This window comes from Microbacterium sp. SL75, from assembly GCF_026625865.1.
Classification (GTDB): Bacteria; Actinomycetota; Actinomycetes; order Actinomycetales; family Microbacteriaceae; genus Microbacterium.
Window position 1 is genome coordinate 3,050,518 of record NZ_CP113067.1, and the last position, 23,633, is coordinate 3,074,150.

General features: G+C 69.1%; 22 protein-coding genes and 2 tRNA genes. 13 read left to right on the top strand and 11 right to left on the bottom strand.

Annotation, left to right across the window (positions count from 1 at the left end; translation table 11 throughout):
• Positions 1–79 precede the first annotated feature (79 nt).
• The 5 genes from dusB (at position 80) to OVA17_RS14515 (ending at position 5,364) form a co-directional block, all read left to right on the top strand.
• Entirely contained in the window at positions 80–1,234 is a 1,155-nt protein-coding gene (gene dusB / locus OVA17_RS14495) for a tRNA dihydrouridine synthase DusB (protein ID WP_267789410.1), read from the top strand.
• Positions 1,224–2,558 (top strand): deoxyguanosinetriphosphate triphosphohydrolase, encoded by a 1,335-nt coding sequence (locus tag OVA17_RS14500; RefSeq protein ID WP_267787208.1) that lies wholly within the window; start codon positions 1,224–1,226, stop codon positions 2,556–2,558. Before dusB ends, OVA17_RS14500 begins: the two co-directional genes overlap by 11 nt.
• On the top strand, positions 2,558–4,396 hold the full coding sequence (gene dnaG / locus OVA17_RS14505; RefSeq protein ID WP_267787209.1) for a DNA primase: 1,839 nt from the start codon (positions 2,558–2,560) through the stop codon (positions 4,394–4,396). The genes OVA17_RS14500 and dnaG overlap by 1 nt, the downstream gene beginning before the upstream one ends.
• Before the next feature lie 56 nt (positions 4,397–4,452).
• On the top strand, positions 4,453–5,226 hold the full coding sequence (locus tag OVA17_RS14510; RefSeq protein WP_267787210.1) for an ATP-binding cassette domain-containing protein: 774 nt from the start codon (positions 4,453–4,455) through the stop codon (positions 5,224–5,226).
• Positions 5,227–5,288: 62 nt separating this feature from the next.
• Positions 5,289–5,364, top strand: a tRNA-Asn gene (locus OVA17_RS14515).
• Positions 5,365–5,582: 218 nt separating this feature from the next.
• On the opposite strand, the gene OVA17_RS14520 is transcribed toward OVA17_RS14515, so the two are convergent.
• Positions 5,583–7,199: a serine/threonine-protein kinase gene (locus tag OVA17_RS14520; protein ID WP_267787211.1), complete on the bottom strand. Its 1,617-nt coding sequence runs from the start codon at positions 7,197–7,199 to the stop codon at positions 5,583–5,585.
• 263 nt (positions 7,200–7,462) lie between these two features.
• Between OVA17_RS14520 and OVA17_RS14525 the strand changes: the two genes are divergently transcribed.
• From OVA17_RS14525 to OVA17_RS14550, 6 genes are all read left to right on the top strand, one after another.
• The gene (locus tag OVA17_RS14525; protein ID WP_267787212.1) at positions 7,463–9,799 is read left to right on the top strand and encodes an acyltransferase; all 2,337 of its coding nucleotides are present in this window, start codon (positions 7,463–7,465) and stop codon (positions 9,797–9,799) included.
• A 44-nt stretch (positions 9,800–9,843) separates the two neighbouring features.
• A complete protein-coding gene (gene glsA / locus OVA17_RS14530) occupies positions 9,844–10,776 on the top strand; it encodes a glutaminase A (RefSeq protein WP_267787213.1) in 933 nt (310 codons plus the stop codon).
• 55 nt (positions 10,777–10,831) lie between these two features.
• A complete protein-coding gene (locus OVA17_RS14535; RefSeq protein ID WP_267787214.1) occupies positions 10,832–11,449 on the top strand; it encodes an SRPBCC family protein in 618 nt (205 codons plus the stop codon).
• Positions 11,446–12,114, top strand: a complete 669-nt coding sequence (locus OVA17_RS14540) for a DUF4166 domain-containing protein (protein WP_267787215.1) — start codon at positions 11,446–11,448, stop codon at positions 12,112–12,114. The genes OVA17_RS14535 and OVA17_RS14540 overlap by 4 nt, the downstream gene beginning before the upstream one ends.
• Before the next feature lie 70 nt (positions 12,115–12,184).
• Complete coding sequence (locus OVA17_RS14545) at positions 12,185–12,559, top strand: tRNA-dihydrouridine synthase (protein WP_210074937.1); 375 nt, start codon at positions 12,185–12,187, stop codon at positions 12,557–12,559.
• Positions 12,559–13,863, top strand: a complete 1,305-nt coding sequence (locus OVA17_RS14550; RefSeq protein ID WP_267787216.1) for a glutathionylspermidine synthase family protein — start codon at positions 12,559–12,561, stop codon at positions 13,861–13,863. The genes OVA17_RS14545 and OVA17_RS14550 overlap by 1 nt, the downstream gene beginning before the upstream one ends.
• 24 nt (positions 13,864–13,887) lie before the next feature.
• On the opposite strand, the gene def is transcribed toward OVA17_RS14550, so the two are convergent.
• Positions 13,888–14,454, bottom strand: a complete 567-nt coding sequence (gene def, locus OVA17_RS14555; RefSeq protein WP_210074941.1) for a peptide deformylase — start codon at positions 14,452–14,454, stop codon at positions 13,888–13,890.
• A 41-nt stretch (positions 14,455–14,495) separates the two neighbouring features.
• On the opposite strand from def, the gene OVA17_RS14560 reads away from it, so the two are divergent.
• Complete coding sequence (locus OVA17_RS14560) at positions 14,496–15,458, top strand: DMT family transporter (RefSeq protein WP_267787217.1); 963 nt, start codon at positions 14,496–14,498, stop codon at positions 15,456–15,458.
• A 568-nt stretch (positions 15,459–16,026) separates the two neighbouring features.
• On the opposite strand, the gene OVA17_RS14565 is transcribed toward OVA17_RS14560, so the two are convergent.
• Genes OVA17_RS14565 through OVA17_RS14585 form a run of 5 tightly spaced genes read right to left on the bottom strand, consistent with a single transcriptional unit; the run spans position 16,027 to position 19,019 of the window.
• A complete protein-coding gene (locus tag OVA17_RS14565; protein WP_267787218.1) occupies positions 16,027–16,482 on the bottom strand; it encodes a hypothetical protein in 456 nt (151 codons plus the stop codon).
• Positions 16,479–16,736, bottom strand: a complete 258-nt coding sequence (locus tag OVA17_RS14570) for a hypothetical protein (protein WP_267787219.1) — start codon at positions 16,734–16,736, stop codon at positions 16,479–16,481. Before OVA17_RS14570 ends, OVA17_RS14565 begins: the two co-directional genes overlap by 4 nt.
• A gap of 41 nt (positions 16,737–16,777) precedes the next feature.
• Positions 16,778–17,143, bottom strand: a complete 366-nt coding sequence (locus OVA17_RS14575; protein ID WP_267787220.1) for a YbaB/EbfC family nucleoid-associated protein — start codon at positions 17,141–17,143, stop codon at positions 16,778–16,780.
• Between the two features lie 2 nt (positions 17,144–17,145).
• The gene (locus OVA17_RS14580) at positions 17,146–18,732 is read right to left on the bottom strand and encodes a hypothetical protein (protein WP_267787221.1); all 1,587 of its coding nucleotides are present in this window, start codon (positions 18,730–18,732) and stop codon (positions 17,146–17,148) included.
• Positions 18,729–19,019 (bottom strand): hypothetical protein, encoded by a 291-nt coding sequence (locus OVA17_RS14585; protein WP_267787222.1) that lies wholly within the window; start codon positions 19,017–19,019, stop codon positions 18,729–18,731. Before OVA17_RS14585 ends, OVA17_RS14580 begins: the two co-directional genes overlap by 4 nt.
• A 135-nt stretch (positions 19,020–19,154) precedes the next feature.
• Between OVA17_RS14585 and OVA17_RS14590 the strand changes: the two genes are divergently transcribed.
• Positions 19,155–19,228: transfer RNA gene (locus OVA17_RS14590), tRNA-Ile, on the top strand.
• Between the two features lie 60 nt (positions 19,229–19,288).
• Here the strand turns inward: OVA17_RS14590 and OVA17_RS14595 are convergent.
• The 4 genes from OVA17_RS14595 to OVA17_RS14610 form a co-directional block, all read right to left on the bottom strand.
• Entirely contained in the window at positions 19,289–19,651 is a 363-nt protein-coding gene (locus OVA17_RS14595) for a hypothetical protein (RefSeq protein ID WP_267787223.1), read from the bottom strand.
• Positions 19,652–20,089: 438 nt separating this feature from the next.
• On the bottom strand, positions 20,090–20,908 hold the full coding sequence (locus OVA17_RS14600) for an SDR family oxidoreductase (protein ID WP_210074962.1): 819 nt from the start codon (positions 20,906–20,908) through the stop codon (positions 20,090–20,092).
• 145 nt (positions 20,909–21,053) lie between these two features.
• Positions 21,054–22,076, bottom strand: coding sequence for a CNNM domain-containing protein (locus OVA17_RS14605; RefSeq protein WP_267787224.1), 1,023 nt, complete (start codon positions 22,074–22,076; stop codon positions 21,054–21,056).
• Positions 22,073–23,476 carry a hemolysin family protein gene (locus OVA17_RS14610; protein ID WP_267787225.1) on the bottom strand — a complete coding sequence of 468 codons (1,404 nt, stop codon included), beginning with the start codon at positions 23,474–23,476 and terminating at the stop codon, positions 22,073–22,075. The genes OVA17_RS14605 and OVA17_RS14610 overlap by 4 nt, the downstream gene beginning before the upstream one ends.
• Positions 23,477–23,633 lie beyond the last annotated feature (157 nt).

Consider the following 23,633-nt stretch of genomic DNA (forward strand, 5'->3'; position numbering starts at 1 on the left):
GCGGTGCCCGTTCCCGGTTCATCGGGATCGGGCACCGCTGTCGTTATCCGTCTGGGAGAATGGTGCAGTGAACACGGCAATGGCTCCGACGCGGTCGCTCCGCATCGGCAACATCGAACTCGACGCTCCCGTCGTGCTCGCCCCGATGGCCGGCATCACGAACACGGCGTTTCGTCGCCTGTGTCGCGAATACGGTGCCGGGCTCTACGTGAGCGAGATGATCACGACACGCGCACTGGTGGAGCGCAACGACACCACCATGCGTCTGATCCGCCACCACGAGTCCGAGACCCCGCGGTCGATCCAGCTCTACGGCGTCGACCCCGCGACGGTCGAGACGGCCGTGAAGATGATCGTCGACGAGGACCACGCCGACCATGTCGACCTCAACTTCGGCTGCCCGGTGCCCAAGGTCACGCGCCGAGGCGGGGGAGCCGCTCTTCCCTGGAAGACGTCGCTCTTCCGCGAGATCGTGGAGCGCGCTGTGACCGCCGCGGGCGACATCCCGCTCACGATCAAGATGCGAAAGGGCATCGACGCCGACCACCTCACCTACCTCGAGGCCGGACGCATCGCCGAGGGCGCGGGAGTGGCGTCCATCGCGTTGCACGCCCGCACGGCATCCGAGTTCTACTCGGGCCACGCCGACTGGGCGGCGATCACCAAGCTCAAAGAGACGGTCACGAGCGTTCCCGTCCTCGGCAACGGCGACATCTGGTCGGCGGACGACGCCGTGCGCATGATGGACGAGACCGGCTGCGACGGCGTGGTCGTCGGTCGCGGCTGCCTCGGTCGGCCTTGGCTGTTCGGCGACCTCGCTCGCGCGCTCGGCGGCCCCGACGCGGCGCACGGCGACCCCGTCGACGCCACCCTGGGCTTCGTGGCCCGCGCTTTCCGCCGTCACGCCGAGTTGCTCGTGGAGTTCTTCGACGACGAGGGGCGCGGATGCCGTGACATCCGCAAGCACGTCGCCTGGTACTTCAAGGGGTACCCGGTCGGTGGAGAACTGCGCGCAGCCCTCGCGACCGCCTCGACCCTCGACGAGATCGACGAACTCCTCGCCACGATGGAGCTCGACGCGCCCTACCCCGGGGCCGCGGCCGAGGGACAGCGGGGTCGCGCCGGTACGCCCAAGCGCCCCGCCCTCCCCGACGGGTGGCTCGAGTCCCGCGAGATCGGTCACGAGGCCGGCCGCGAACTGGCCGCAGCGGAATTGCACCACAGTGGCGGGTGAGCTCTCGCCGGCGGTCGCTCGACCGGTCGGCTACGACGACGCCGATGCGGCACGCTTCCACGTCGAGAACCACCGATCCCAGCGCGATGACTTCGCGCGCGACCGCGCGCGCGTGCTGCACTCGGCGGCTCTTCGGCGTCTGGCCGCGAAGACGCAGGTGCTGAGCCCCGCAAGCCCCGCCGACTTCGCCCGCAACCGCCTCACGCATTCGCTCGAGGTCGCCCAGGTGGGCCGCGAATTGGCCACCGCCCTGCAGCTGTCGCCCGACGTCGTCGACACCGCCTGCCTGAGTCACGACCTGGGTCACCCGCCCTTCGGCCACAACGGAGAGCGCGCGCTCAACGACTGGGCGGCCGACATCGGCGGCTTCGAGGGCAACGCGCAGACGCTGCGCATCCTCACCCGCCTCGAGCCGAAGACCTTCGGCGCCGACGGCGAGCCCTTCGGCCTCAACCTCACCCGCTCGAGCCTCGACGCCACTTGCAAGTACCCGTGGACCATCGACGAGCCCGTCCCCGACCCGGGTGGGCGCCTCAAGTTCGGCGTCTACCCCGACGACGAGCCCGTCTTCCACTGGATGCGCGGGGGAGCCCCCGCCCGTCGGCGCTGCGTCGAGGCCGAGGTCATGGATCTCTCGGACGACATCGCCTACTCGGTGCACGACTTCGAAGACGCCGTGGTCAACCGCTACGTCGATCCCGCTCGTCTGGCATCCCGCGTCGGACGAGAAGGATTGCTCGACGCGATCCAGAGCTGGGTGGGCTACGACTTCGTGCGCGACGACCTCGCGGCGGGTCTCGAACGGCTCATGGCCATGCCCGAGTGGATCCACTCCTTCGACGGCACGCGTCCCGCGCTCGCGCGGCTCAAGAACCTCACCTCCGACCTCATCGGTCGCTTCGCCCGCGCCGCGACCGCGGCGACCCGCGAGGCGTATCCCGCCGATCAGCTGACCCGGTATCGCGCGCACGTCATCGTGCCCGCCGAGGTCGAGGTCGAGATGGCGGTGCTTAAGGGCATCATCGGCGCGACGGTCGTCTCGATCGACGGCCGCAAGGTGCTGTATCGCGAGCAGCGCCACGTGCTCAAGCGCTTGGCATCCGCTCTGTGGGAGAACCCGGGTGCGCTCGACGCCCTGCACGCGCCCGACTTCGCCGCGGCGGTGGACGACCAGGCCCGGCGTCGGGTGGTCGTCGACCAGGTCGCGAGCCTCACCGACCAGCTCGCGATCGCGTGGCACGGACGACTTGTCGGAGAAGTGGATGCCGCGGAGCTCGGCGTCTGGGCGCCCGGAGCGCGAAGCGCGCGAGGAGCGGATACCTGATGCCCCGCATCCGCCAATCCGATGTCGAAGAGGTCAAAGCGCGGGTCAACATCGCCGACGTCGTCGGTGAGCGCGTCGCGCTGAAATCCGCCGGCGTCGGCTCGATGAAGGGACTGTGCCCGTTCCACGACGAGCGCAGCCCCAGCTTCCACGTGCGCCCGCAGGTCGGCTACTACCACTGCTTCGGCTGCGGCGAGTCGGGAGACGTGTACTCGTTCCTTCGGGCGATGGACCACGTGTCGTTCACCGAGGCCGTCGAGCGCATGGCGGCGCGCGTCGGCTACACCCTCCACTACGAAGACGGCGGCCCCGCCCCCGAGACCACGGGGCGCTCGCGGCTGTACGCGGCCAACGCCGCCGCGGCGGAGTACTTCCGCGCCCAGCTCATGACGCCCGAAGCAGACACGGGGCGGCGCTTCCTCGGCGATCGCGGCTTCGACGCCGGAGCCGCCGCGCACTTCGGAGTCGGCTACGCCCCGAAGGGCTGGTCGCACCTCATGGATCACCTGCTCGCGCAGAAGTTCACCCGCGACGAGCTGCTGCAGGCGGGGCTCGTGTCCCAGGGACAGCGCGGTGTCTACGACCGGTTCCGCGGTCGTCTCGTGTGGCCGATCCGCGACGTCACCGGACAGGTCATCGGCTTCGGCGCGCGCAAACTCTTCGACGACGACCAGGGGCCGAAGTACCTCAACACCCCCGAGACGCCGATCTACAAGAAGGCGCAGGTCCTCTACGGCCTCGACCTCGCCAAGCGCGACATCTCGCGCTCGCACCGGGTCGTGGTCGTCGAGGGGTACACCGACGTCATGGCGTGCCACCTCGCCGGCATCACCACGGCCATCGCGTCGTGCGGCACGGCTTTCGGCACGGACCACATCACGGTGCTGCGTCGGGTCATGGGCGACGACAGCTCTTCGGGCGAAGTGGTCTTCACCTTCGATCCCGATGCCGCGGGGCAGAAGGCGGCGCTGCGCGCTTTCGCAGACGAGAAGCGCTTCGCCGCGCAGACGTACGTCGCCGTCGCCCCCGAGGGCCTGGATCCATGCGACCTGCGCCTCCAGCGCGGCGACGGTGCGGTGCGGGCGCTCATGGAGAACAAGGCGCCGATGTTCGAGTTCGTCATCGACCAGCGCTTGAAGGATTTCGACCTCTCCAGTGTCGAGGGCCGTGCCGGTGCTCTTCGCGCGGCCGCCCCGATCGTCGCCGACATCCGCGATCCCGCCCTGCGTCCGGGGTACGTGCGCGTACTCGCGCGCCGTCTCGGCCTCGACATGCCGGAGGTGCAGACGGCCGTCGAGCGTGCGGCTCGCGGTGCGGACCGCGCCGAGAAGCGTGAGACCCGCAAGGACTCCGAGCACGCACCGATCGCGATCTCGGTCACCATGGCGTCTCTGCCGAACAACCGCGACGTCGCCCTCGAGCGCGGTGCGATGATGGCGTTCCTGCAGTACGGGCATCGCATCGAGCCCGATGTCTTCCTGCGAGCGCTCCAGACGCCGTTCACGCATCCCGCTCTCGAGGCGGTGCGCAGCTCTCTGGCATCCACCGATCTGTCGCAGCCCGGCTGGGCCGTCGCCGCCGTCGAAGCCGTGCGCGAGCCGTTCCGCTCGCTGGCTGCCGAACTCTTGACCGCAGAATTCCCAGCACGCACCGAAGAGGGCGCCGTCGCCTCGGCGAACGACCTCGCCCGGGGTCTGCTGGTGCGCGAACTCGAGCGTGAGAAGAGCGAGCTGCTCCGCGGAATCCAGCGGGTGCCCGCCGATTCCGATGAGGGCAAGCGCCTGCGGTTCCGGCTGCGCGAGCTCGACGCCGACCGTCAGCGACTCATCGTCTCCTGAACGGGCACTGCCGCGCGCCGCTGGCATCCCTCGTACTCGTCAGGGAGGATGAGTCAATGCCCCGGACACTCGACACCGACGTCGCCCTTCGAGCCGATGACCTGTCCCTGGCGCGTAGCGGCGTGCGCGTGATCGACGGGATCACCTTCACCCTTCCCGCGGCGCGCACGATGGTCGTCCAGGGCTCGACGGGTTCGGGCAAGAGCTCGCTCGTCTCGCTGCTGGCCGGTCACCCCGACGACGGGCTCACGGTGGTCGGGGGAGACGCCCGCGTGCACGGCATCTCGGCGCGGCGTCCGGGGCGCGCCCGTCGCGAGTGGGTCTTTCACACCGGTTACCTGCCACAGGGGGCGGGTGCAGCGCTGCCCTCACGCTTGACCGTGCAGGACGTGATCGCCGAGCCGATCACCAGTCGCGACCGCAAGGTCAACACGCGGGCGCTCGCGGTGCGCGTAGCCACGCTCCTCGACGAGATGGAACTCCCGCTCGGCACGGCACCGAAGTACCCCTACGAGCTGAGCGCGGGCATGCGTCAGCGCGTCGCTCTGGCGCGGGCTCTCGTCCTGGAGCCGCGGCTGTTCGTCGCCGACGACCTGTACGCCAACCTCGATCTCGAGGTGCGCGCGGCTGCGCGCGCGTCGATCACGCGCCGGCGCGACGAACGCGGAATGGCCTCGCTCATCGTGACGAACGACGCCGATGCCCCGAAAGATCTGGATGCCGATGTGCTCGTCCTGCACGCGGGCCACGCCGTGGGGCTCGGTCATGGCGCCCAGGCTGTACAGTGGACGCCCGACGGCACGCCCGAGCGGCGGATTTCGGCGGGCTGATTTTTCCGCCACCCCCGCGTGCTGTTAGTATCGTGGGGTTGCCCGCCGCAAGGTGAGCATGATCCTCGGTAGCTCAATTGGCAGAGCAATCGGCTGTTAACCGATAGGTTCTTGGTTCGAGTCCAAGCCGGGGAGCCAACCGAAGGCCCGACGCGTCAGCGTCGGGCCTTCGTCGTTCGCAGGCGTCGGGCCTTCGTCGTTCGCAGGCGGCGCGCAGCGGCAGATCCTTCTCGCTCACGACTGGTCGAGAGCTGGGCCGCCGAGCCGCACCGAGCCCGTGCCGCCACTCGGGGCATGCCTCGCACGCTCGTCCCGGTCGCTGCCCGCATGCACCGTCCGAGGTCCCGGACGGTCGGCTAACCCGACGGGGCTTCCCCGCTTTTGCCACTGCCCTGGCCCTTCCCCCCGCCCGGACCTTTGCCGTTCGCCGAGCCGTTGCCCTTGCCGGGGTCCGCGACCCCGGGAGTGGCCCCACCATCCGTCGGCTCCGGGGAGGGCGAGGCGCTCGGCATCGGCACGACGGATCCGCCGCCTCCGGGCACCGTCGCTCCGGGCTCCGGCTCGACGATCGCGAGACCGCCGCCGCCGGGGGCGTCCCCATCCGGCTGTGACGCCCCGCCCTCCGGTACTTTCGCAACGGGCGAGGCCGGGGCGGGCTGCACGGGCTGGGGTGCGACCGGAACGGGAGAGGGCGGTGGGGTCTCGGCATCCGTGCTCGAGACGGGCTCGACCGATGAGGGCGCGTTCTCCGCGACGAGAGGGGCCGACGTCGAGGACGGCGCGGGTGTGTCGATGCGGTCCGTGGCCGGGTCGGGCACCGCGCCCAGCGAGAACGCCATCACGTACCCGCCCACGAGGAGGGCGGCGCCGGCTGTGGCACCGAGCCAGAGCCGCCGGAACGACCGGCGTCGACGCGTCGATGGCACGAACGAGCTCCCGGATCCGGCTCCGACGGACGCCGCGGCGGCGACCGGGGCGGTCTCGTCGGTCTCCGTCGCACGCGCGACCCGGGCCGCCGGAGCCGGCCCGCCGTGAGCCGCCGCCGCTGACACGGGCACGGTCATCGCCGCGGTCGGCAGCACCCAAGACGCACGCGCCGCCGGTCCACCCGCCACTGCCACGGGCGTCTCGTCTACGAGCGCCTGCATCCGCTTCGCGACGCTCGCCGCGGTCGGCCGGTCGTCCGGGTGGAAGGCGGTCATCGACGTCAGCAGCGACTGCCACCGGCTGCCGTACGTCTCCGGGACCTCCGGCTGACGGGCCAGACGAGCAAGCAGCGTCTCCTGGAGCGTTCCGCCGCCGAAGGGATGGAGTCGGGTGAGAGCTTCGATGGCGAGCAACCCCAGCGCGTACACGTCCGACCCCGCGCGGGGAGGCTCGCCGCGCAATTGTTCCGGTGCGAGGTAGGCGGCCGTCCCGATGACCGTGCCGGGAGTGGTCAGGCGCGTCGCGCCGATCAGCCGGGCGACCCCGAAATCGGCGAGCACGGCTTCGACCGGGCGAGCCTCGCCCCGCACCGGGCGGAGCAGGACGTTCGACGGCTTGACGTCGCGGTGCACGATCCCGGCGTCGTGGACGACGGCGAGGGCGCCGGCGAGATCGGCGACGATCCCCGCCACCTCGACCGTCGAGAGCGGCCCCTCTTCGATGCGTCGTTGCAGCGAGGGGCCGTTCACCAGCTCCATCACCAGGTAGACGTGGTCATCGCCGGTGAGCCGAGCGTCGTACAGGGTCACGAGCGAGGGATGATCGACCGTCGCGAGAGCGCGCGCCTCCGACATGCGGCGCAGAGGGTCGGGCTCATCACTCGCGTCCGCGTAGAAGATCTTCAACGCGACGTCTCGCGCGAGGACCTCATCGCGCGCGCGGAAGACACGCCCCATCCCGCCGGCACCGATCCTCTCGCGCAGGATGTAGCGCCCGCCCAGGATGTCGCCCGCATGGGGCATCGAGTGACCGAGCGCGTGACTCATCGCATCCTTCGAGCAGGACCGCCTGACGGCGAGAAGAGCGGATGCCGGGGCGCCTCCGCTGCGTCGCACACTATGCCCGCGCGGCCCCGCACGATCAGGGGTAGCGGCACCGCGGGGGGACCCGCATAATGCCCGCTCGGTTCGTGGTGCGCGCCTTCGTTCCCCGTCCCGCTCCACTGCGCCGCAGGGCCGCCTGCCGCGACCGTGGGAGCGGTTCCACTAAGCTCTCTCCGGCCGCCGACGCCGGCCCGAGAGGATCCGACGTGCCCGCACCCGCCTCTCGCGTGCGCCGCGATCTCCAGGGCCTCCGGGCGATCGCCGTCTTGGCGGTCGTTGCCACGCACCTCACGGGCTGGCCCCGGGGCGGCTTCGTCGGCGTCGACGTGTTCTTCGTCCTGTCGGGTTTCCTCGTCACCGGCATCCTGTTGTCCGACCTGGAGAACGAGGGGACGCTGCGGCTCGGGGCCTTCTTCGCACGCCGCGTGAAGCGCCTCCTGCCCGCCGCGCTCGCCGTCCTCGCGGCCGTGGTCGGGGCGGCATTCATGATCTTCTCGCCCGTACGAGCGGAAAGCATCCTCTTTGACGCCCTGTCCGCGGTGGGTCTCGTGTCGAACTGGCACTTCGGCCTCGCTGGTCGCGACTACTTCGCCGTCTCGGACGTCTCGCCGCTCCAGCACTTCTGGTCGCTCTCCGTCGAGGAGCAGTTCTCGGTGGCGTGGCCTTTCCTCGTGCTGCTCGCGGTCGCCACGCTGCCGGTCGCGGCGCGACGCGCGCGGCCGGGCCGCGTTGCCGTGGGCCTGCTCGCGGGAGCCGTCGTCGTGGCCTCCGGAGTCGCTGCCCTCCTCCAGACGCCCGCCGATCCGAGCCTGGCCTACTTCTCGACCGTGACACGAGCCGGTGAGCTCGCCACGGGTGCGGTGATCGCCGCCGCCGCTCCCGTGCTCGCGCGCATCCCGGCAGCCGCTCGCGGATCCCTCGCCTGGATCGGGGTGGCCGTGATCACGGCGGCGTTTTTCTTCATCGATCCCGGGGCGCCTTTCCCCGCGCCCGTCGCCGCGCTCCCCGTACTCGGCGCGGCGCTCGTGATCGGCGCAGGCATCGGCGGCGACCCGCGTCACCGCCACCTCTTCGTCCTCACCAACCCGCTCGCCGTGACGATCGGTGACCTCTCGTACTCGCTGTACCTCTGGCACCTGCCCGTGATCGTCTTCGCCGGAGTTCTGCTGGCTCCCGGACCGGCCGCGACAGCGATCACGGTCCTCGCCATGCTCGTCCTGACGGTCGCGACCTACCTCGGCATCGAGCAGCCGCTCCATCGCGCACCCTGGGCGACCCGCGGCCCCGTGGAACAGCCGAAACCCGCCGCACCCACCCCGTCGAAACCCGTACCCGCCGAGCGTCGGTCGAGCGCACTCGCCTCGCGACCCGCCGGGTACGTCCCCGGCAAGAGGTACTACCCCGGATCTCGCTCCACGAGCGCCGTTGTGCCCGAGCTAGCGGTGGCGACCGCTTCGGCACCCCGCCTGCCGGATGGAGACGAACGGATGCCGGTACCCCCGGCATCCATCGACGCCGGCACCGCACCCCCGTGGGCCGCTTGGCGCGCCCGCTTCGCCCCACGCGTGGCGATGGCCGGGGCCACGCTCGCCATCGGCGCCGGAGCGACGGCGCTCGCGGTGATGCTGGCGTACGGCGCTCCGCCCCTCCCGGGACTACCGGCCGCGGTGCCTGCCCCGGTCGATGTCGCCGCCGAAGCCGGAGACGCGCTCAGTGTGTTGCAGGGCGAGCTCGCCGCCGCGAGCACCGCCACCTCCTGGCCCGAGCTGCACCCCTCCCTCGACGAGGCGCAGCGCGCTTCGTCGTCGGCGAACCGCGCTCACGACTGCTTCACCCCGGGCGTGCCCCTCGACGCCGGGCGGTGCACCTGGGGGTCCGCCGACGCACCGCGGCACCTGTACCTCGTGGGCGACTCGAGCGCCATGGCGTACGCCCCCGCCTTCGCAAAGCTCGCCGACGACAGCGGGGGAGCGTGGCGTGTGACCACGGTCGGGATGTACGGATGCCGCTTCACCGACGTCCTGGTCGAGAGCCGCGATCCGTCGGTCATGGCCGCGTGCGGGCAGCGCAAGGCCGACGTCGCGGCGATGGTCGGCGCCTCACCCGCCGACCTGCTCGTGGTGTCGAACGCGTTCACCCTGGGCCGCTCGGTCGACGGGCGGGATCTGGATGCCGGCGAGTTGGTCTCGGCCATCGCGTCCGAGGTTACGGGGTGGGCTCCCGCGGGCCACACGGTGTACTTGGCGCCCCCGCCGCACGGAGTCGATCTCGGGCGGTGCGTGTCGCCGCTCACGGGCCCCTCGTCGTGTCTCGCGGGCATCGACGACGTGTGGATGCAGATGCAGACGGCGACCGAGGCCCGCGCGGCGCTCACCGGCGACCTCGCGATCAGCGCTCTGCCCTTCAGCTGCTGGCAGGGAGTGTGTCCCGCCTTCGCGGGAGACACGCCGGTGCGCTATGACGACACCCACATCACGCCGGCGTTCGCGGAACGGCTGGCGCCGATCCTGCGCGGCGCCCTCGCGGAACGGGGTCTGTACTGACGGGTACGGGCCCGAACCCCCGGCGAGCCTGCGAGGCTGGGGGAGTGACCTCGCCTCCCGCTGCCGCTTCGTACGACCTCGACGCCCTGCGGTCCCGCCTGCTGCCCGAACGCAGGGGGCGAATCGACGACAGCATCCCGCAGCTCGCCGACGCCCATCCCGACCTCTGCGCCCTCGCCCTCGCCCTCCCCGACGGTTCGGTGCACGCGAGCCGACAGGCCGATGTCTCGTTCAGCGTGCAGTCCGCGGTCAAGCCGTTCCTGTTCGCTCTGGCGCTCGTCGACTCCGAGGGGGCGGCCCTCGATCGCGTCGGCATCGAACCCACCGGCGAGTCGTTCGACGCCATCAAGCTCGAGAGCGGCACGGGCCGACCGCCGAACCCCATGGTCAACGCTGGCGCACTGCTGACCGCCTCGCTCGTCGCCGGAACGAACGCCGAGGCGCGCAGCGCCCGCATCGCGCGGGGGCTCGCGGCGTTCGCGGGACGCGAGCTCGAGGTCGACGAAGACGTGGCCCACAACGAACACCTCCTCGGTGACCGTAATCACGCCCTGGCCCACCTGATGCGCGCGGAGGGCACCCTCGAGCCCTCGGCCGACGACGCGGTCGCCGTCTACGCCCGAGCCTGCGCGACGTTGGTGGATGCCGAGACCCTGGCCGTCATGGGGGCGACGCTCGCGCTCGGGGGGATCAATCCCCGGACGGGGGAACGGGTCGTGCCCGAGCGGGTCGCGCGAGACGTCATCTCGGTGATGGCGACCTGCGGGGTCTACGACGGCTCGGGCCGGTGGATGCGCGCGGTCGGCATTCCGGCCAAGTCGAGTGTCTCCGGCGCGATCGTGCTGTCCTCACCCGGCCGTCTCGGCGCGGCCGTGGTGAGTCCACCGCTCGACGAACAGGGCACGAGCGTCCGCGGCTGCCTCGCGAGCGAAGCCCTGAGCGAAGACCTCGCGCTGCATTCTTTCTCGTCGCGCTGACGACACCCGATGCACCCTGCACGGCGTCTCCGCCCGATCGGCCTAGGCTGACGCCATGGGGGCACGGGGGATCTATGTCGCGACCACCATCCGCGCGACGCTCGACGAGGTCTGGACGGCGACGCAGGAGCCGTCGCAGCACGTGAGATGGGACGTCCGCTTCTCGCGGATCACACCCACGACGAGCACGGGGGACGGCGCCGCTCGGTTCGTCTACGAACGACGGACGCCCGTGCACACCGTCCGCGGTGACGGCATCAGCATCGGCGAGACGTCGCGACCCGATGGCACCCGCACCTCCGCGCTGCGCTTCACCACCCAGGACAGGCTGTCACCGCTTCGCGACGGTCGCGGCTATTGGCGCTACGAGCCGGTCGACGACGGCATCCGCTTCTCGACCGGATACGACTACGAGGCCGGGTGGGGCCCCCTCGACGTGATCGTGCGTCCCCTGGTCGGCTGGGCGACCGCGTGGAGCTTCGACCGCCTGCGCATCTGGCTCGAAACCGGCGTCGAGCCGGAACGGTGGTCGATCCGGCACGCCATCGCCTTCTGGCGGACGGACCGCCCCCGCGCCTCGCGCTGCGAGCGAATCCCCCCGCATCGACGGCGCGCCCTCGACGACGCCCCCGCCACGCTTGCGACGCTGCCCGCACCGGGAGCGAACCGATGACGTCGATCTTCGCGCAGGCGATGGGCTCCGATTTCGACCGCCTGCACCCGATGATGCAGCGACGCTTCGGCGTCGGCCTCGACGAGGGCCAGGCGTGCGTCGGTCGCGGTGTCATGAGCGAGATCCGGCGCGGGCCCTGGTGGACCGTACCGTTTCTCCAGATCGGCAAACTGCGGAACATCCTCGTGCCGACGGTGGGAGAGAACGTCCCCTTCACCATCTGGAACAGCCCGTACCTCGACCCTTTCGGCCGAGAGACGGTCACCTTCGTGCGGGAGTACGAGGTGAGAGGTCGGCCCGCCCGGTTCGACGCGACGATGATCCTCTACGACGGCCGCGTGATCGACTACCTCGGCACGCACCAGCATCTCGCGGTCGACCTCGACCTGAGCGTCGACGACGAGGGCGGCCTGCTCCTGCGGTCGGGGGAGCAGCGCTTCTACGAGGGACCGGTCGGGTTCCGTTTCCCCCAGCTCTTCAGCGGCCGGGCCACCCTCCGCGAACGCTTCGACGACGGCGACGGTCGTTTCCACGTCGACCTGCGCGTCGACAACGACCGTTTCGGCTTCCTCTTCGGCTACCGCGGAAGCTTCACCTGCGAGTGGATGCCGGCCTCCGGCGCCCCGTCGCACGTCTTCCCCCGCCGACATGAATCCCGCGTCTGAAACCACCCGAACGAGGGTGTGAGAACATCGGCGCAGTGTCGCCGGATCGGCATTTCCGAAGGAGCCCCCCATGCAGCCAGTCGTGCGTCGTCGCGCGTCGCGCACCGTCACCGTCGGCGTTGTCGCCGCCCTCGCCGCCACCCTCACCGGGTGCGGACAGGGGACGAACGTCTCGGACGACTACGCCCAGATCTGCCGAGACAACTCCACCGAGAAGCGCTTGCCCGACGACGATTGCAACAACCACGGCGGAAGCGCCCACTGGTACTACCTGCCGCTCGGCTCGAGCAGCCGAACGGTACCCGCCGTGGGGCAGCCGGCGACCGGCGGCTCCGACAGCATCCCGTCGGGGAAGACCGCTGCCCGCGGCATCTCGAGCGATGGCGACAGCGTCTCGCGCGGTGGTTTCGGCGGATCGGGCTCCGACGGAAGCCACGGCAGCTGATGCGGCGCATTGAGCTCGACCCGCGGCCCGACTGGCAGCGCACTATCAAGCAGTCCGGCCTCATCTACTCGCACTCCGTCCGCGACGACGGAACGGCGGTGGAGTACTGGAACGACGGCGCTGCGTACGTCTTCACGCTCCCGGAGGTCGAAGAACTCGAGAAGCAAACCGAAGAGCTGCATCGCATGAGTCTCGAGGCGGCCAAGTACATGGCATCCGGTGCACTCGGTCACCTGGGGCTCAGCCCGAAAGCGTTCGAGCTCGCCCAGTGGTCGCTCGAGCAGAACGAACCCGACGTCTACGCCCGCTTCGACCTCGCCTACGCCAGCGACGGCTCACCCGTGAAGATGCTCGAGTACAACGGCGACACCCCCACCGGTCTGATCGAGGCGTCGGTCACCCAGTGGTTCTGGTTGCAGGATCGGATCAACAGCGGAGTCCTCCCTGCCGACACCGACCAGTGGAACGGCCTGCACGAGGCCCTGGTGGAGCGCTGGCGGACCCTGTTGCACCGCTCGTTGAACGAGGGGGAGGGCGGACGCCTCTTCGTCGCCCACTCGGATGCCGACACCTACGGCGAGGACTGGGACACCGTCGCCTACATGCGCGACGTCGCCGGAGAAGCCGGATGGGAGCACACCGGCATCGAGATGAAGGAGATCGGCTGGCACCACGGCGCGCGGCAGTTCGTCGGCGTTCCCGAGCCGTGGGGCTCCTCGCGCAGCATCGCGGCGCTTCCCGGTGACACCCCGGGCACGCAGTACCCCGTCATCCGCAACCTCTTCAAGCTCTACCCCTGGGAGGACCTCGTCTCGGGAGAGGATCGCGTCGTCGGCGACCAGGAGTTCGGCGCGCTGCTCATTGCGGGTCGCGGACTCTTCGGCCGCTGGTACGAACCGGCGTGGAAGATGTTCCTCTCGAACAAGCTCCTGCTCGTCGCCCTCTGGCGATTGTTCCCCGGCCACCCCAACCTACTGCCGGCCTACGCCGACGGCCCGAACGGCATGACCGACTTCGTCGTCAAACCCGTCTTCGGTCGAGAAGGCGACGGCATCCAGGTGCACCGCAGTGACGGCAGCATCACTTCGAACGGCCATGAGTACCGGCGCGAGGGCATAGGCCGGGAGCGCGTGTGGCAGGAGTACCACGAGCTCCCCGATTTCCCCGGGAAGAACGGCAGCAACCACCCCGTGCTCGGCTCATGGGTGATCGACCAGGAAGCGTTCGGCGTCGGCATCCGCGAATCCGACGGACCGATCACGGACTACTTCTGTCGCTTCGCGCCGAACATCATCGAGAGCTGACGGCGCCGCCCCGCGGCTGGCCGTTCACGCGTCGATGTCGTCGACACCCGGCATCCACGAGATACCAGGCTTGCCCCACTTGCGCTTCTTCGCGATCTTCGCCGCCACCCGACCGTCTTCCTCGTCGAGACGATCCACATACAGGATGCCGTCGAGGTGATCGAACTCGTGCTGCAGGATGCGCGCGCGCCAACCCGTGACCTCGATACGGACCGCGTGGCCGTCGAGATCGGTGCCGGTGAGCAGTGCCGCATCGGACCGGCGCAACGGAAAGCGCTCGCCGGGGAACGAGAGGCACCCCTCGCTCTCTTCGTCGGGGTCGGGGTAGCCGGGTTCCATCGGGCGAATCCACAGCTCGGGGTTGATCACGACGCCGCGCCAGGGCTGCCCCTCGTCGTCTTCGTACGTGTACGTGAAGATGCGCAGTCCCACCCCGACCTGCGGAGCCGCAAGGCCCACACCGGGAGCGGCGTCCATCGTCTCGAACATGTCGGCAACGAGGGTGCGCACCTCATCGGTGATCTCGTCGACGCGGGCAGCGGGAGCGTGCAGCACGGGATCACCCATGATGCGAATCGGGAGTACGGCCACGTCACCAGCCTATCCAGGGGGCGGCGGGCTATCGTCGGAGGGTGATCCCGCTCGATGCCACCCTCAGCGACGGAATCGACCAGCTCGTCGGTGTGTTCCGCGATCCCCGTATCCTCCTCGGCATCCCGCTGGCCCTGCTCGGTGCGGTGTTCATGTCGTTCGGAGCGCAGTATCAGCACCGCGGAGTGCAGAAGGTCGAGCGCCTCTCGGGCAAGACCACCGGTGGCCTCTCGCGCAAGCAGCTCACGTCCCTGTTGACGCGTCCCTCGTGGGTTGCGGGCACGGTCATGCTGGGCCTGGCGATCGTGTGCCAGCTCTCGGCGCTGTCGGTGGCCCCGCTGATCCTCGTGCAGCCGCTCGGCGCCATCGCCCTCGTCATCACGACGGTGCTGAACGCCCGCGTCTCGGGACAGAAGCCGACGCGGCAGTCGCTCATCGCGATCGCACTGTGCGTGGGCGGCATCTTCATCTTCGTGACGATCGCGGCGTTCTTCGCCACCGAGCACGTGGTCACCGAGCGCGAGCTGTGGATCATCCTCGGTATCCTGGCCGTCGTCGTCATCGTCTTCGGCGTGTTCTGGGTGCTCGTACGCCGGCGCGCTCAGGCGTTGTTCTACATCATGGCCGCGGGCGTGATCTACGGTTTCGTCGCGACGCTCGCCAAGGTCGTCATCAGCCGCGCGCAGGCCGGCAACTTCGAGTGGCTGACGATGCTGTGCCTGGTAGCGCTGCTCGCCGCCGTCGCCGTGGGCGCCTACTTCGTGCAGACGGCGTACTCGGTCGGCCCGCCCGACCTCGTCATCGCGGGCCTCACCGTGATCGACCCGATCGTGGCCGTGTTGATCGGTCTGCTGGTGCTCGGCGAGGCGTCGACGGCCCCCGCATGGGCGCTCATCGGCTTCGTCATCGCCGGCGCGATCGCGACCTGGGGCGTGATCCAGTTGACCAAGCACCACCCTCAGGTGACGGCGGACGGGAAGCTGGCGAAGCCTCGGGTGCAGTGAGGGCGTCTTTGTCTAGGCCTCACGGCGGCCCCGTCGTCGGTGAGACCCGCCGTGGAGGAGGCCGCACCGCCTGAGTGCCGATGTGCTCGCGCGATTCACCCTCTGGCGTAGGAAGTCCCTCCCTCCGCAACCAACGTCAAGAAATCCCCGTCGAGAGACTTGTGAAGCCCTCGATCGGCGGCCTCGTTGTCAAACGAGACACCTGGACCCGCTTGATCGTCGGCGTAGAGGCGGAGACTCGTGATCTTCATGTCCCCTGCATTATCGGCCGTCACCTCGAGAACGCGCGTCTGGGGGCCGATTCTCACTTCGGCACCAGCGGAGTCGAGACCTTCAGGAGACACACGCACACTGACGGTAAGGCTCCCCGCCGAGCAAGGCGTGCTGACCACCTCTACACCCTCGATGCCTTCTCCAGCTGACTCAAGCGCTGCAGACGGGCGATTCGCCTTCTCCTCCGCGCTCAGCCCGCCGGTACACGACGTTAGGCACAATGCCGGGGCACCTGCCGCGGTAACGAGGCCGACAGCGCCCTCCCTCAGGGCGCGACCGCCGCGCGATGGGCTCACTACTTCGACAACTGCTCGAGCTTCGCGCCCGACAGAGAGAGCGAGCGTCCACGGACGGCGTCGCCGATTCCCAAGTCGGTAGCGGCCGTCACCATCGAGACATCGACGCCGTCGGCATCTTGCGCATAGAAACCTGCAGCTCCGACGCGCATATTCTCAGCACCGCGCGCCATCACCCCGAGGATGGGGCCAAGCGTCTGAGCGGACACGCTGAGCCCCGGCTCGATCACGCTATCTTCGAGCGTCACGGTGACGGTCAGATCCCCTGAAAACGAATCCTGATACGACACCTCCGCTTGAGATACCCCGAGCCCTCCGCTCTCTAGTTCTGCCGCCAACTGAGCTGCTCGCTCGTCTTGAGTGGGCCCGCCCATCGAGAAACAGCCCGCGAGCGTCATCGCTGCCGCTGCGACCGCCATTGTCGAGATGACACGTCCGGTGAATCGCGTACTCATGAGCCGAGAGCCCTCGCGCCTGCGAGGTCGCAGGTGTCGTAGACGTCGGCAAGCTTCCGGATCACGGCGGCATTGCGAGCCAGCCGCTCTCTGCGGGTATCCGTTTCGGCGAGGACTCGGGCGCTGGAAGCAATCGCAGCCTCCGATGCTTCGCCACTTGTCGTCGCGCGCAGTGACTCGATCGCCTTCTTCAGGTCGGCGGAGGTCTGCTCCAGTTCTGTCGCCTGGGCCTCCAGTCGCGCAGCCTGATCCAAGAGAGGACCCAGACGGACATCGAGACGAGATGACACCGCCATCACCGCGCCGGGGCGCGCCGGGCCCGGAGGTCGGCGACAAGAGAGGAGCCCTCGCCGAGGAGAACAGCTGCCCGGTCCGCAGCGGCCTCTCGAGCGGCGGACTGCGCGGCCTCGATGGTGCGAGTGAGGGCGGTGTCGAGTCCGGCGCCGAGCTCCGCGCCCGGGGACACCCGAACCTGCGTGATTGAGCCCTCAGCCGTGGCAGTGACCTCGCATTCGTTGCGCGGGCTGCGGACCGTCACCGAGACGTTACGCAGCTCCTCGAGACCGACGTCCAGATTCGCATGGGCGGCCCGGGCGGCCGCCACTTGAGCATCCAGACGCGCTCGCGCCGCCTCTACGCGTGCGTCGATGTCATCAATCATCATCACTCTCCTGTCCGCGCAACGTAGACCTCCTCGACCGAGCCGTTGAGGAAGCTCCAGTCATTCCGGAAGCCACCGCCGTTGTCGATGTAATCCTGCAGGTCGTCAGTGTAGTTACGTGCGTTGTGCGTCTGACCGGGGCTCATGGAGCCGTCGGGATCACCCAGGACAACCCAATCCACATTGTCAGGAAGATGCGGCGTGACTGTGACAGACGGTCCCATCGGTCCGTTGATGACGTGAGGTTGCGGGACCAGTGGCGTCTGGAGGTCGAGCTTCGCCACCGGGTCTGAGACGTGCTCGACCTGCATGACCGGGATGTTATCCGGGATATTGAACCCGTCGATCGGGGAGCCGTTTGTGACGACACCGATGGTGTTGTACGGCACCGAGCCATCGGCAGCGAGGTTGCCTGCCATGATCCCGCCCTGGCTGAATCCCGACCAGACCACATCCGATCCGGGTGGAACCCCCGCGTCCTGCATGGCCTGCATCACCGCGCGTTCGTATTGGGTTCGCAACACGGGGTTGTCCATGATCATGAGGGCGATGTTGCTGTCGAGATCGTTCATCGGTCCGGCATCGCGGTACGTGTCCGCCCACTCGCCGCCCATGAGTCCCTTCAGAATGCCCCAGTCCTGCGTCGAGGGCAGATTGACGAGGGTGTACGTCGACCCATCGGGGCGACGAACGGTCGTCACACTGATCGCCGTTTGCTGATCTTTGCCTAGACCGTCGATCAGTTCGTTCCCCTGCAGCAGATCAGCGGGAGAACTGATCTCGCTGCGGTTCATAAGATCGTCGTAGAACTGACTCTCCACCGCATCTTCAGGGAACAGCTCGCTTACCCGGGGGTCCGATCGCAGCATGTCTCCCAACCCCGTGCCTAAGAGGTAGCCCAGCGCGCCGCCTGTCGCCATCGCGATTCCCGGGAGCATCCGGCCGAGAAAGTCCCGAAAAAATGTGAACCAGTCTTGGACGATCGGCCCGAGCTCCGCCAGCAGTCGAGCGAGCTGACCCAATGCGGTCACAAGCTGCTGCACAAGGTCCCGCGCCAAGACGATGACGTCCCACGCCGCGTCCGCGAACTCGCGAATGGCGTCGAGCTTGTCGAACGGGTTGAGCGTGAAACTCGTCAGAGAGTCGGACAGACGCGCCAGGGCGTTCAGCAGGCCGCAGATCGCATCCCGGCAGGCGGTGACGAGAGTCGACGCGAGGGCCAGCGCAGACGACGCGGCACCCGCCCAGTCCTGCACGTCCGTCAACACCCGCGAGACGTCTTCGTACCGCTGGCGCAGGGCCCGCACGGTCCGGCCATCGAGGTCGTCGAGAGCCCGCGCGGCGGACGCAAGGTCGAGCGTCAGGTCCGACACCGACGACTCCACCGTGCGCCACTCCGACGAACGCATCGCGATGGCCCCCGGATCGCCCTGCAGCTCGTCCATCCACTGGGGGAGCGGCTGCACGTAGGTGATCAGCCAGCCGGCGAAGCCGGGGATGCCATCGCACCCTCCACCCGAAGAACGCGACGCGCCCGCAGCCCATGACTCGCTGCGCAGCTGCGCAGCGACGGCGGCAGCGCCGCTCACGACTCGAACTCCTGCATCACCGCGACGGCCTGTTCCTCGACCTCGTCGAACGACTCGCGGGCGACCTGCACACCCTTCTGCATCGTCGCAACGAGCTCTCGCGCACTCGACAGCAACTGCGCGGTGTTGCTCGCCAGACCGTTCGCGGCCCCGACGACGATTCCCGACGCCAGAACGCCGAATGCGGAGCCGGGGAGCGGTGCTCCGGCGGCGGACGCCGCGGCATCCAGCGAATCGCTCACGCGTCCCAGCGTCGACGCCTGTTCTGCCAGGACTTCGGTGTCCATGATGATGTGTGTTCTTCCCGCCACGGGGCCCCCGCTCGTGTCAGCTTTGCCAACACCATAGCGAAACCCTTCGCCGCTTCGCAGGGGAGCTCACCAACTGTGAATAACCGGATGCCGGTAGGCTCTAAGCCGCTGGGGGCGGTGGCCAAGCTGGTCAAGGCAGCGGGCTCATAACCCGACGATCGTGGGTTCAAGTCCCACCCGCCCTACGCGAGACCCCCGACAGGCATGGCCTGGTCGGGGGTCTTTTCTCTGTTCAAGTGGCAGACTCAGCCCACCATGTAGGGCCTGATCAGCAAGAACTGCGAGAAGAACAGGATCACCGTGGCCAGGATCACCCCGAGCGCGACATAGCCGCAGATGAGCCCCACGACCGCCATGGCGCGCCCCACCCCATAGCGCCGGGCCGTACCGAGTCCGAGGTGGGCGAGGACGACCGTCGCCACTGCAAGAGGGAAAGCCGTGAAGATCGCGACGATGCCGACGTAGGGCAACGGCACGAAGGCGGCGTTCAGGACTGCGATGGGTCCGAGCACCACGGAGGCGATGGCGGTTCCGTTCGTCACCGCCGGGAGCGGGCGCGGCGGCAGAAGAAAAGGCGGCTGCTGCGGGGGCATGGCGGGCATCGTCATGCCCCGACCCTAGCGGGACGCGCCGCGACCACGAGCGGATGAACGCCGATGTCGGAGGCGCCCATTACCGTCACAGCCGCGGCAGAGAGAGCAGGCGTCATGGGCCCGGAGACAGCGGTCGGAGGGCCGCGAGGTTTCTTACGCGGTCGGCCTATACCGAGAATCCTCCCGCGTTCCCGGCGACACCATCCGGATCGCAACGCCGGTATCGCACTCAGCCAGGTGCCGCCAGCCGCCAGAGGGCGAATGGCGTACGGGTCGCGAGGCCGTTCTTCCAGCGCCTCGAGGTCTGGCCCGACGTCGTCCTCCCCGAGTTGCGCACCGAGCCTCGCGCGCCACGCTCGGCGGTCCGGCGGCAACGGGGCACGGCCCGCGCACCGGGGCGCTCGACAGACACCCCACCGCACAAGCCGCACCCCGGAGGAGCGAGCGTCCGGCTTACGAGCCGTGCGCCTCCTCCGACACCGGCTGCCACTCGCGCCACGTCTGCAGACGCGACTCGTAGTCGCGCTCGGCGATGCCCAGGGGCGCCTTGCCGAAGAAGATACGCAGCGGCGGGTTCTCGGCATCCACCACCTTCAGGATCGCCGCGCGCGTCGCCTCGGGCTTACCGGGGTCGGCAGCAGAGGGGCGCTTGGCCGCCTGCTCCCGCACCTCGGCGTAGGCGTCGATCTCGTCGCTGCGCTGGGCAGAGGGGCCCGACCAGTCGGTCGAGTAGCCGCCGGGCTCGATGAGGGTTACGTGGATGCCGAAGCCCGCGACCTCCTGAGAGAGTGACTGCGAGAGACCCTCGAGCGCCCACTTCGACGCGTGGTAGGCACCGACGGTGGGGAAGGCGCTGATGCCGCCGATGCTCGACACCTGGATGATGTGGCCCGAACCCTGCTTCCGCATGATCGGCAGCGCGGCCTGGGTGACCCAGAGCGCGCCGAAGAAGTTGGTCTCGAGCTGCGCCCGGACCTCGTCCTCGGTCAGCTCTTCCACCATGCCGAAGTGCCCGTAGCCGGCGTTGTTGATGACGATGTCGAGCTGGCCGAACTTCTCGTGGGCCTTGGCCACGGCGTCGATATCGGCGGAACGGTCGGTCACATCGAGCTGGAGGGGAAGGAACGAGTCGGGGTAGCTGTCGACCAGCGCCTTCACGTCGTCGAGGTTTCGAGCAGTGCCGGCGACGTTGTCACCGCGCTCCAAAGCCGCTTCGGCCCACTCGCGGCCGAAGCCCTTCGATGCGCCGGTGATGAACCACGTCTTGCTCATGAGTGTCCTCCGAGAGAGATAGGGGGTGAACGCGGGCGACGGTACGCCGCGGATTTCAGAATCTCCTCGGGTTGACACCCGACCACCGCACGGCAAGGTGAGAGCCCCGCCCGCGGTGAACGGACGGGGCTCTCGTGGCACCGGGTCAGCGGGCGGCAGGCGCCAGCTCTCCCGGCCCGGGCAGGATCTCCCGCAGCAGATCGTCGAGCGTCACGACGCCGATCAGACGCTCGCCCTCCACGACCGTCGCCAGCTGGACACGACCGCGCCGCATGCGTGCCAGAGCGTCGTAAGCGGATGCCGCGGGCTCGAGCACCAGAGGATCACGGGCGATCTCGAGCGCCGGCGTCCCGGGGTCGACGGCGAGCGTGTCCCGCACGTGCGCGACGCGCGAGGACGCTCCCGCCCCGACGAGGATTCGCAGGTGCGTCGACGAGGCGGCGACTTTCTGGATGTCGGCGACCGTGGCATCCGTCGGCACGCTCGTGGGGGAGCGGTCGGTGCGCACGATGTCACCCACCGTCAGTGTGCCCAGAGCGATCGCCTGAGCGATCGGCTCGGAGTACTGCTTCTCGAGGGTGCCCGCCTGGCGGGAATGTGCCACGAGCTCGCGAATGGTGTCGGCGTCCTGTCCGCCCGCGGCGGCCTTGTCGACCGGCTCGACACCCGACGCCTTCACGAGACGGTTCGCAATGTGATTGATCCACAGCAGGAACGGACGCAACGGCCAGGTGAGGGCGCGGGCCAGGATGCCGGTGGCCTTCGCCGCGGTTTCGGGATGCGCGATCGCCCACGACTTCGGCGCCATCTCTCCGATCACGAGGTGAAGGAAGGTCACGACGATCAACGCGAGCATGAAGGCGATGATGTCGGCGAGAACGTACGGCAGACCCCACGTCTCGAACACGGGGGCCAGCGCGTAGTCGATCGCGGGCTTGGTGATGGCACCGAGCAAGAAGGTGCACGCCGTGATGCCGAGCTGCGCGAACGCCAGCATCACGGTGAGCTCGTTCACACCGCGCAGAGCCGCGCGCGCCGAGGCGCTCGTGGCGGCCTGCTCTTCGAGGCGGTGGCGACGAGCGGCGAGCAGGGCGAACTCGACGATGACGAAGAAGGCGCTGGCGACGATGAGCGCGGTTGTGATGATCGCGACGGTCCAGCCGTTCATCGGGCCACCTCCTCGTCGATCGCGGATGCTTCCACGGCGGGCTCGGAATCTCGATCCACCTCGTGCAGGCGGATCTTCAACTGGGAGGGCACGTGCCGGTCGACCTCGACGACCTCGACGGCGAGCCAGCGCTCGAGGTCGAGCCCCTGCACGGTCTCGGACGCGCGCTCGGGCAGATCGATCCGGATGACGCTGCCGACCGCCGGCAGATCCCCGTGGGTCTCGATGACGAGGCCGGCCACGGTCTCGACATCGCTCTCGGCGAGGTCGTGGCCCAGCAGACGCTCGAGCTCGTCGAGGTGCAGGTCGCCGGGAACCGTCCAGGCATCGTCGCCGTCGGCCGAGACCTCGGCGACCTCGACGTCGTGCTCGTCGGACAGCTCGCCGATGACTTCCTCCGTCAGGTCTTCGATCGTCAGGATGCCGTCGAAGTTGCCGTACTCGTCGACCACGCACGCGAGCTCGTTGCGGGAGCGACGCATGCGGTCGAGGGCGACGGGGAGCAGCATCGAGGTCGGGATCACAACGGCGGCGCGCATGACGGATGCCACGGGGGCATCGTCGGCGGGCTGCTCGCGCAGCACGTCGATGAGTTCGATGACGCCGACGGGGGAGTCCTCGTCGCCGATCACGGGGTAGCGGGTGTGACCGGTGGACATGAGCGCGCGCACCTCGCCGACCGTGGTGTCGGGGGTGACCGAGTCGATCTGGGAACGCGGGATCATGGCGTGCTCGACGTCGCGCTGCGGGAAGTCGAGGATGCGGTCGATGATCATCGATAGGTCGTCGGGAAGGTCGCCACTGACGCGGGACTCTTCGATGATCGCCTCGAGGTCACGCGCGGTGGCGCTCTCGTCGACGTCTTCGAGGGGCTCGATGCGCAGCAGCCTCAGCAGGGCGTTGGCGGCGACGTCGAACACGGTGATGAGCCAGCCGAACAGCAGCAGGTAGATGCGGGTGGGCACCGCGAGCGCGCGGGCCAGAGGCTCCGGGCTGGCGATGGCGAGGTTCTTCGGGTACAGCTCGCCGAAGATCATCGTGACGACGGTGGCCAGCAGCAACGCGCCGATGGTGCCGATGAGGACCGAGACGGCCGGGTCGATGCCCACCCCTCCCAGGAGGGTGCCGAGCGACTCACCGATCAACGGCTCGGCGACGTAGCCGATCAGCAGTCCCGTGACGGTGATGCCCAGCTGGGCACCCGACAGCATGAACGAGGTGCGCTTCGTGATGGCGAGCACGCGCTTCGCCTGAGCGTCGCCCTTCTCGGCTTTCGCCGCCAGCCGTGAACGGTCGACGGACATGTACGCGAACTCCTGCGCGACGAAGAAGCCGCAGGCGGCGATGATCGCCAGAGTCACGATGATCCCCAACAGAAGCGTCAGGGCCGCGGCCAGCATCAGATCTCACCCCCTCTCGGAAAGAGGGGGCTCGAAGATCGGCCCTCCTGGTCGGTGGAGGCGCGGTGATGGCTCACGGGTTTTCTCTCTCGTGGGTCGGTGATCGATGATCACGTCGACTGTATCGAGCAGCGTCCCGCTCAGGCTGGGGATTCGC